This is a genomic window from Ferrovum myxofaciens (assembly GCF_000735045.1).
Lineage (GTDB): Bacteria > Pseudomonadota > Gammaproteobacteria > Burkholderiales > Ferrovaceae > Ferrovum > Ferrovum myxofaciens.
Window position 1 is genome coordinate 1 of record NZ_JPOQ01000432.1, and the last position, 253, is coordinate 253.

Consider the following 253-nt stretch of genomic DNA (forward strand, 5'->3'; position numbering starts at 1 on the left):
GCTTATCCATGATTGCTGGGCATCCTATTTCAGTTACTCAAACTGCGGGCATGGCCTATGCGGTTCGCACCTGTTGAGAGAACTGACTTTCGTGGTGGAGACCAATCGTTATCGATGGGCGCGCCGGATGAAACGCCTGCTGCAGGCCACCTACAAGCGCGTTTCTGATTGCGAGAAGAAATGCCTTGATGATAGGGAATATGCCCGATTGCTAAAATGCTATCGAAAAATTCTGGAACTGGGCACCTTGGAA

Annotated in this window: 1 pseudogene; it reads left to right on the top strand. The window is 50.2% G+C overall.

The annotated features are described in order from the left end of the window. Positions 1–4: 4 nt before the first annotated feature. Positions 5–253: pseudogene (locus tag IV91_RS0114410) on the top strand (IS66 family transposase); the annotation flags it as partial.